The sequence below is a fragment of the Chamaesiphon sp. VAR_48_metabat_403 genome (assembly GCF_031422475.1).
Lineage (GTDB): Bacteria > Cyanobacteriota > Cyanobacteriia > Cyanobacteriales > Chamaesiphonaceae > Chamaesiphon.
Genome location: NZ_JANPLS010000299.1, coordinates 1 through 9606 on the forward strand (window position 1 = coordinate 1; position 9606 = coordinate 9606).

6 protein-coding genes are annotated in these 9606 nt (G+C 45.1%); 2 read left to right on the forward strand and 4 right to left on the reverse strand.

Annotation, left to right across the window (positions count from 1 at the left end; genetic code table 11):
* The 4 genes from RMO79_RS14270 to RMO79_RS14285 all read right to left on the reverse strand — a co-directional run.
* Positions 1 to 1500: AarF/ABC1/UbiB kinase family protein (locus RMO79_RS14270; RefSeq protein ID WP_310483839.1), on the reverse strand; the 1500-nt coding region annotated here is incomplete at its 3' end.
* A gap of 123 nt (positions 1501 to 1623) precedes the next feature.
* Positions 1624 to 2667 (reverse strand): ABC transporter substrate-binding protein, encoded by a 1044-nt coding sequence (locus RMO79_RS14275; protein WP_310483840.1) that lies wholly within the window; start codon positions 2665 to 2667, stop codon positions 1624 to 1626.
* Positions 2668 to 2822: 155 nt separating this feature from the next.
* Positions 2823 to 4280: an Hpt domain-containing protein gene (locus RMO79_RS14280; RefSeq protein WP_310483841.1), complete on the reverse strand. Its 1458-nt coding sequence runs from the start codon at positions 4278 to 4280 to the stop codon at positions 2823 to 2825.
* A 315-nt stretch (positions 4281 to 4595) separates the two neighbouring features.
* A complete protein-coding gene (locus RMO79_RS14285) occupies positions 4596 to 5864 on the reverse strand; it encodes a response regulator (protein ID WP_310483842.1) in 1269 nt (422 codons plus the stop codon).
* Positions 5865 to 6126: 262 nt separating this feature from the next.
* On the opposite strand from RMO79_RS14285, the gene RMO79_RS14290 reads away from it, so the two are divergent.
* Together RMO79_RS14290 and RMO79_RS14295 are read left to right on the forward strand one after the other, a co-directional pair.
* The gene (locus RMO79_RS14290; RefSeq protein WP_310483843.1) at positions 6127 to 8634 is read left to right on the forward strand and encodes a PBP1A family penicillin-binding protein; all 2508 of its coding nucleotides are present in this window, start codon (positions 6127 to 6129) and stop codon (positions 8632 to 8634) included.
* Between the two features lie 128 nt (positions 8635 to 8762).
* Positions 8763 to 9347, forward strand: a complete 585-nt coding sequence (locus RMO79_RS14295; protein ID WP_310483845.1) for a leucine-rich repeat domain-containing protein — start codon at positions 8763 to 8765, stop codon at positions 9345 to 9347.
* The last annotated feature ends 259 nt before the right edge of the window (positions 9348 to 9606 follow it).

Genomic DNA, 9606 nt, shown 5'->3' on the forward strand with positions numbered 1-9606 from the left:
CCGATTGGCGGCATCATCGACACTATTTTGCAGACCGTCTAAATTTTGAATCGTGATATTTAGCTTTAATGTTTCCGAGCTAAATCGATCGAGTAAAAAGGCTAATTGGCGGGGCGATTGGAGCGAGAGATTTTTTAATTCTAAGCCCGTGCGAAGTAGCGATTGTAACGGATCGTCGCCGAGGAGTTGTCGTTGAAACATATCGGTCATCAACGGGCGGACTTCTTCAAACAAGTTAATTTCGGGATTGAATTGTCGCCCGACACCTTCGAGATTGGCGAGTGATTTGGCAAATAAGCCGATATTACTCGGCCACCGCAAATTGTTATGCCGTGCCGCTTGGAGAATTTCATAAAACGCTTCGCTGGCGTTGGTATTTTGCAAGCTGAGATTATTGTACTTGTGCAACAGGCGATCGTAATCCCATTCTAGGCGCGAGAGATTGAGTTCGCCCATCGGTTCGGCTAATTGCAGGGTAATTTGGGCGCAACGTTGTGCGTCGCTATTGACAATTGCCAAAATCATTTCCATCAGAGCCGATTGGGTGCGGGCATCCAATCGCCCCATCATGCCACAATCGAGCACGGCAATGCGCCCGTCGTTTAGGTAAAAGAGGTTGCCGGGATGCGGATCGGCATGAAACAAACCATCTACCAAATATTGCTGAAAGAAAGCGCGAAAACACAGCACTGTTAAGGCTTGCCGCTCTTGGTGCGGATCGCCGCCATGATTTTTGCCACTGAGTTGTGCCGAGAGAATCGGTACGCCATCTAACCATTCCAGCACCAATAATTTGTCGGTCGATAACTGTCGATCGACCTCTGGTACCATAATTTTAGCAGTGTCGAACCAGCGACCAGCCAATAGATTTTGCCGTAATAATTCGGTATAGCGGGCTTCTTGGACGAAATCTAATTCAGCTAAAAGGGCGGTACTAAATTCGGCAGCTAGGGCAACTAAGTCGTAGCGTTTGCCAAAATCAGTTCCCGACAGCAGTTTGGCAATTTGTTTAATGGTGGCGATATCTCTACTCACCAATCGCTCGATCCCCGGTCGTTGGACTTTGAGAGCTACTTGCCTTCCATTTTTGAGGATAGCACGATGGGTTTGGGCGATCGAACCCGCCGCGACGGGTTGCCTTTCGATCTGAGCAAAGATGTTATTGGGGTTTTGGCCCAATTGTGCGATTAAAATTGTTTCGATTTCCAGCCAATCGATCGGGGGGACGTTAGACTGAAGTTCGCTAAGGGCTTCGATGTACTCTAATGGCAGCAAATCGGGTCGCGTACTGAGCAATTGCCCCAGCTTGATATATACTGGCCCTAAATCGACGAGGATACTTCGCAAAATGGCAGGTGGGGGCACATCCACCCGATGTTCTGATGTGCCTACAGCTTTACCAATGGTGAGGATTTGGCGCATGTAATCCCAGCCGTGATGCAAGAGAATTTCTAATATTTCTCGCTGTCTAGAACTATCGATCTTAGTCAGAGCTTGCATGAGTAAATAACTCCTGGGGTGCCAAATTTTGTCGATATTCCATCATCGCGTCGAGCTGCTCTGTTGGAGCGGATCGCCAATCCTCTCCATTGTAGACACATCCAGTAGATCCTAACGGGATCGTCAACTTTGTGCAGCCTTGATTTTAGCCGCGTAAGCCTTGACAAATCGATCGTCAAATAACTTACTAAGATCTACTTGCGTTTTGACTAAACCATTATCAAACAAAAACTTGCTAGTTTCTGCTGCGGCTTGAGGTAAATAAGTATTATCGTTCCCAGCTTTAAATGCTTCGAGATTATCTTCCACAGAAAAGATTTTAGTTCCATCGAGATAGTCCTTATATTCTGCCATACTCACACCCGCTCGTTTAGACATAATTAGATCGGCATCGTCTCGATTGCGACCCATTTTAATAAAGTCGAGAGTCATAAACCAACTATCGACGATTGCTTGGACTTTTTCTGGATGTGCGGTGACAAATTTGCGGGTAAATACTAAATGGTCGGAAATCGAACCGGGAAAATCTTTAGAACTAAATAGTTCTCTACTGCCAGGACGTTTCAAAGCTTTGGTCGTAAATGGTGCAAATACAGCAACAGCATCGACTTGACCTGCGACAAATGCATCCGCAGCTTTACTTGTTTCTAAGGGCACAAAAATAATATCTTTCATCGTCATGCCGACTTTTTTTAAAGCTTGCACTAGCAAAAAATGATCGACCGTACCTTCTTCAGCAGCGACTTTTTTACCTTTAAGATCTTTGACTGATTTAATTTGTTCGCTAATAATTAGCTTGTCGTTACCAGTAGAATTATCATTGGTTAGCACCACCACTAAATCTTTTCCGGCGGCAATCGAACTAATTGTATCTGCTAATGTTTGACTGTTAGCATCAATTTTGCCATTGTTTAGTGCAGCGATCGAGTCCAAGTAATTACCGAACCACTGTAAATCAACATCAACTTTTGCTTGTTGAAATAGTTCTTTTTCTTGTGCGACTTGCCAAGGAAACCAACCCGGCCAAGCACTAAATCCTAATTTAGTTCCGTTAGGATTGGGTGTAGCTAGTGGTTTGATTGAAGTCGATCGATCGCTACAACCTACGGTCAGTGATAAGCTCGCACAGAATAGCAAGCTGGAAGTCAGCACAGAACGTCTTTTCATCTGAAATATCGGTAATAATTTAAAATATCGAGCGACAATATGGCAGTTGCTAAGTTTAGTATGCCCACCAAGGTATTAATATTAGCTATTTATACTTAAAGCTCGATCGATCTTAATATTTTGTTTATTTGTTACTGAATTAGATAATTAGATGATTACTGTAAATCGTTCCCAAAATCCGATTGTCCCCAGATTTCTGATAACAGCAAATCTTCACCAGTATTCACAGCCGAATTTGTCGCCCAATGATGGGGTAGAATAATCCGATCGATCCAACCGCGTTCGTTCGCAGTCACTGGCGATCCTTGCTGATAGAGATTTACGGTAGATTGCAATTCTAACCGCAACTGCGTTAAAAACTCTGGAGTGAGTTGTGAATGCGATTCGGTCCCAGCGATATATTTGGTAACAGCAAATACCACCTGATAAATACAACATTGACGATAGAGATGTAGGCTCGATCTGGTGTCTGCGATTGCCATTGGCTCCAGATTAGGCGCATTCAAACCTTTCAACAATAGTCCAATCCAATGATTGATATAATCTAGATCTGCCAAGCCTTCGGTCATTACCAATAACTCTAAATTCAATCGATCGGGATGTGGTTGAATCTCTTGTCGAAACCAATCCCAACATAGCTTAACAATTTGCACAAATAAATGTTGATTATCGGCACTAAATTCATGACGTTTGCGAAATCGATCGCTTTTTAAAAATGCCTGGAATGCCGCTAATTCGGTATCTTGGCTGGAGATCGGTTCGATATTAACACTCAGCAGCTCGATTAGCGTTGAATCGACAGCCACATCGGTTTTTACCTCTAGTCGAACTGGATCTGCGGCTAGTCGAGCCAGATCGACACTCGCGCTACCGCCGCTGGTGCGATCTCCTGCAAGCACATCGGTTTGAGCTTGTTGGAGATCGACTAGAGCTAACAACGCAATTTCCCGCACCCGATCGGGATGATGGGAGATTGCCGAAATAATTGCCTGATTGAGGGCTAAAAAGCCCGGTAACTCAAATGATTCTGCCAAACTGATGCAGGTATCGGTTACTCGATCGAGACAGGCTGCCATGAGGCTGGAATCTTGGGTGGCGATTGCCGCCACCACCTCATCGATTTGCTCTTGAATTGTGGTTTCAAAAATTGAAGCCACAATATCAAATCCTAATTCGATCGCCGTCGGTAAGCCGATATCGGCTTCGCTCCAATCGCCTAATTTCGATTTTAAACATTCGAGGGTGCTAGACATGCGTTCGACGATTGCCCCTTCATCGATCGGGAGATCGAGAAGTTGCGCATTCAAACATTCTTGCAATGCTGAATAGCCATCAAATAGTAATGTTTGAATCGACAAATCGATATTTACATTTAGGTCGTAAAAAACGCGAGTCATATCCTCAAAACTATGCGAGATACATTCGATCGCGTCCAATCCGACATTGGCGGCGGCACCTTTAAGCGTATGCAGCGCGCGCATTAAATTATGAACTTTAGCTGTCGTATGTTCGGATGGTAATGTGAGAATTTCTTGCTCGATCGTTTGTAATAGTTCTGGTGCCTCAGCTAAAAAATAGCTATAGGCTCGTGCTTGAATTTGTGAGTCATTCATGAGGATAGTGAATAGTGAATAGTGGATAGTAATTAGTTACATACTCGAATCTACTCAGAGGATATCTGAAAAGTCTAGTTTGTTAAGCGTAAACCCTAGCAATCCCCCTGTCTTGTCGGTTTTTTATTCTGGGGTTCCCCCAGAATAAAACCGCCGCTAAATCCCCCTTTTTAAGGGGGACTTCCGGATCCGGTTCCCCCCTTAAAAAGGGGGGTTAGCGGCTCGCGCTCGTCGGGTTTCCCGACGGTTTAGCGAGACAAGACAGGGGGGATTCAGATCTACGATCGAAGACATAAAATCTTTTCAGACAGCCTCTCACGATTCTCTGTTAACAGGACTAAGATATTTAGTTAATGAAGCTTCGATCGCATTTTTGGTAATTGGTTTGCAGGTAAATTCTGAAGCTCCGACGACTTTGGCACGAACGCGATCGAGCAGCCCGTCTTTACCCGTGAGAATGACGATCGGAATTTGGGTGAAAGCTGAAATCCGCCGAATTTGACCGCAAATTTCATAGCCATTTACCTTAGGCATGATCAAATCGAGAAAAATTAGATCTGGTTTAGTCTCTAGTAATCTCGGTAAGGCTTGAGTTGCATCTTGAATGGCAATAAATCGATAGCCAGCATCGGTGATAATCGCCCTCATTAATTCGCAGATCTGGGGGTTATCATCAATACAAATCACTAATTTAGCGGGAGCTGATTTGGGAGATGACGGTCGCCCCCCCATGGCGATCGAAGTCGATCTTGCGGCCATTGTAGTAGTTACAGCCGTAGGTAAAGCTTTAGTCTCGATTGGTGCAGGCGTGAGATCTGGTAAATCGATTAACTCGATAATGCCAGTTTGAATATATCGAATTAGCGATCTGGTAATTAATAATAAATCTTCATTAATTTCTAGGGCAATTTCCCGTAACGTGCGTTTGCCAGTAATTACCCGCACTAAATTTTGATAAATAATCGGCGTTGTTTGGCGATATAGTTGCACCGGATGTCTGATAACTGGGGTTTTATTCGGTGAAATATTCCCTAGCTTCTGGGTATGCCACTCTTGCCACATGACTTCAGCTCGCTCGATCGCCGTTTCTGTATTCACCATTACTAATGGTCGCTGGCTAAAAATTTCAGCCTGAGAGCGAAAGTTGAGCTTTTGCCCTTGGCTGTACTGCAACAGGTCGAAAATCGTCTCCTGTGCCGCAGTACTCAAAATTGCCTCTAGCTCCGATTGTTTGATTTCTGAGAGCATCATCAACGCGATCGCGCCCTGATATTGCCAGCAGAATGCTCTACCATTTTCAAATGCAGTTGTCTTGGTGTGACTGGCAGCTTGAAACAACAATTCAATTCCGATGTGTTCGTAGCCGACATGAGCGCGCAATAGGCGTTGCCACAATCGATTGGGTTGTGAGAGATCCTGACTCCAAACAATCTGTCCTTGGTAAAAGACAATTTCCCAGGCGCGTCCCGATGCGACCGAAACATTCACACATCCAGTAAATTCGCCCCAACTCAGATACTGAAATCTCCCGATTGCATTACGTTGTGGGTCAGCAGCCGTCAAATAGTGAAGATCGTTGTTCATTAGGCAAGAAAAGGGGGCAATCGCGGCAACAGATTTAGATCCTTAACAATTAAGATGTCTAGTATAATTGTGATGACCAATTTTTAAGAGTCTTCATTAGTATTCCCCAGTAATCGCTTAGTACGCTATCATGCTCAATTAACATTAGCGATTGTCACAAAGATGGTGTTACCGACAACTTTTGCACTACAAAAGATGACGACCTCGGCAATCGCGATTACAAGTATTATTGACGACTGCCAGGTTTAAATTAGGAGTTGACGTGTTGAACTTATTCGCAAGGTTAAAGGGACTATCCGCAAGATTGCCGCTGACTGGGGCAGCAAAACCTCGTGAGAATCAACCGTTAGCTGGTACCGATTTAGATCGTACCAACCATGTAGCGATCGAATCAGAACTGCCAGATCGAGCCAAGAATGTCTCGTCGTCGGATGTAGCTGCCAATCTTTACACTAGTAATAATGCCATTACTCCCAAGGTACCCACAACCGAAGCAGGGGAACTCACTGATGCCGCTATCGTTGGCAAGCAAGGCGCGAACAAACGGAAACCCGGCCGTCCGCAACGTCCGGTGTTAGTTGCTGCGGGCAAAACTGCCAAAGCAGTAGGGGCAACGGTTGGGACGATCGGTAAAACTATTGCCAAGCCCTTTCAAGGCCCCAAACCGCTCCACAAAAAACGCTTGTTTTGGCTGGGTTCTGGTCTAGGTGTGGGCTGCTTGGCTCTAACTGGGGCGTGGATCTTTGTCGATCGTAGTGTCAGCGAGTATGCTCCGGCTGATGCGCTTAATTACGTTCGTCCTGGTACTGTCACTATTAAAGGTGTCGATGGCAGCATTTTGCTGCAAACGGGTAATGCTACCCGCGAGACACTCAAAGTTTGGCAAATGCCCGAAAAGCTTAAAAAAGCCTTCGTCGCGATCGAAGACCGTCGCTTTTACGAACACGACGGCGTAGACTACAAAGGCGTAACGCGCGCCCTGGTTCAAAATATTACTTCCAAAAACCTCGTCGAAGGGGCGAGTAGCATCAACCAACAGTTGGCGCGGGTGGTCTACCTCAATCAAGAACGGAGTTTTTGGCGCAAACTGCGCGAAATTCGCCTCGCCCAAAGATTGACCCAAGGATTGACTAAAGACCAAATTCTCGAACGCTATCTCAACCTCGTCTATTTAGGCGAAGGTAGCTATGGTGTTGCCGATTCTTCATGGGTGTACTTTAGTAAAACAGTAGACCAACTGACACTGGCAGAAATGGCTACCCTCGCCGCCATGCCGCCAGCACCGAATAAATACTCGCCATTTGTCAATCCTAAATTTGCCGAGCAAAGGCGCAATTTAGTACTCGATCGGATGGCTGAAGCTAAGTTTATTACCGCCGCTGAAGCCAAAACAGCCAAAGCCGAACCGCTCAAACCCAAACGCAGTCCACTCAAACGCGAACAGCAAGAGGCTCGCTACTTTACTAAATATATCGAGCAGGAACTACCTCAGCGGATTTCTGCCAAAGCCATTAAAGAAGGCGGCTTAACGGTCGAAACCACCCTCAACCCCAAGTGGCAGGACAAAGCCGAAGAAATCGTCAACTCCACCGTCCGTAACAATCGCGGCTCCTTCGGACAAGCCGCAATGGTGAGTATCGATCCGCGTACTGGCGGGATTAAATCGATGGTCGGCGGCACCGATTTTGAAACCCACCAATTCAACCGCGTTACCCAAGCCAAACGCCAACCCGGATCGACCTTTAAACCGATCGTCTATGCTACGGCGATCGCCGGAGGCATCAGCCCGAATAAATCTTATCTCGATGCGCCGTTTGATGTTGATGGTTATAAGCCTAAAAATGCTGGTAAAAAGTTCAAAGGCTACATCACGATGCACGATGCGCTGGTTAATTCAGTCAACATCATCGCCATTAAAATTCTGATCGATACTGGCTGGCAACCCGTCATTGATAATGCCAAGAAAATGGGAATCGAATCGAAGCTCGAACCTTACTATTCCCTAGCATTAGGTGGCTTAGAAGTCAATCTGCTAGAGATTACTAGTGCTTATACCACCTTTGCCAATCGAGGTATTCACAATCCCGTCCACGGGATTACACGAGTCACCAATAAAAAAGGTGAAATTATCTATCAAAGTAAACCCGAACCCACCAAAGTTTTTGAACCCGATACAAACGCGATTATGACCTGGATGATGCGCGGAGTCGTCAATGAAGGCACTGCGACATCCGCCCAAATCGGTCGCCCAGTAGCGGGTAAAACCGGAACCACAGATAAAGAACGCGACCTGTGGTTTATCGGCTTTGTCCCCCAATTAGTGACTGGCGTATGGCTGGGTAACGACAATAATCGTCCGACAGGTAACGCCAGTAGCACGGCGGCTTACGCTTGGTCGCGGTTTATGAAAACAGCCGTCCAAGATTTTCCCGCTCAAAGTTTTCTGCCCCGTCCCGACAATCTCGGCGGACGCAAACCCGAACTCAAGCTCGATCCGATTAAACCCCGCTATCGGCGCGATCTCCCCATGCCCAAAGATGGCGAACGCGCTGATGATGCCAATACAAATTCTAATTCAGAAGATCGGCCGCGTCGCTCCCGTCGTCGTCGTTTGGAAGCATCCAACGATAGCAATAATAACAACAGTTCGCAAGAAAGTCCGCGTCGCTCTCGTCGCCGCCGTTCTGAAACCTCAAGCGATAGCAATAATAACAGCACTTCTCAAGAAAGCCCCCGCCGCTCTCGCCGTCGTCGTTCTAGCGAGGGATAATCGAGACTAATTCATTGTAATATTTATTAGCTCTGCGGGCATACTTATTGTATGGATCCCGATCGACATCAAATTTAGAGGAGGATACTTTATCTCTATAAATTAACTATCCCGATCTTTCAATTTAAATGAAAAAATTCCTTATATCGGCGGTCGGTATCGGATTCTTATCACAACTGATAAGTTGTAGCTCTACTTCATCGCCTGTTAAGTTAGATGGAGCGATCCCACCAACGAACTCTAAAAGCTTTTTCCAGTGGTGTCAAGATAAACAATCTTCTGCTACTGCCACAAGATTGACTATTGATGTATTGCTTCGAGAAGCTGGTACCAATGACTGTAGATTAGCCGATGCCAAACTTAAAAGTGTCACCAGTCTAGATCTTTACTATAGTCAAATTAGCGATCTCCAGCCGCTAGCTGGATTTAATAATTTGACGACCCTCGATCTGATTGGCAACAAAATTAGCGATCTCCAGCCGCTAGCTGGATTGAAGAATCTCACCTTTCTAAGTTTGAGTAAAAATCAAATTAGGGATATTAGACCACTAGCCCAATTGAAGAACTTAACTTTTCTAGGTTTGAGTAAAAATCAAATTACAGATATTCAGTCATTAGCAGGATTGAGTAATTTGATTAGTCTCAAAATCGATGAAAATCAGATTGAGAAGCAAGTCTGTCCATTAGAATTAGAATATACTTGTGTATTTTAAAATGCTAAATTTACTAGCTACTTAACATGTGTCCGAATGGGAAGATCGTCGATATGCCCACAATCCCGAACATCTCCACCATGTCCTGTCTGTGCCCCATAAATGTTTCCAATCGTGGATTTTGCCAGTTATCATTAGATAGTTGTTAACGAACCAACTATAGATTGTATGATTTCTACAAAAACAGGTTGTTGTTCTTTAAAAACAATAGTTTGATTTTCTTTTGAAATATTGAAATGAAAAAGTATAAATTGTTGAA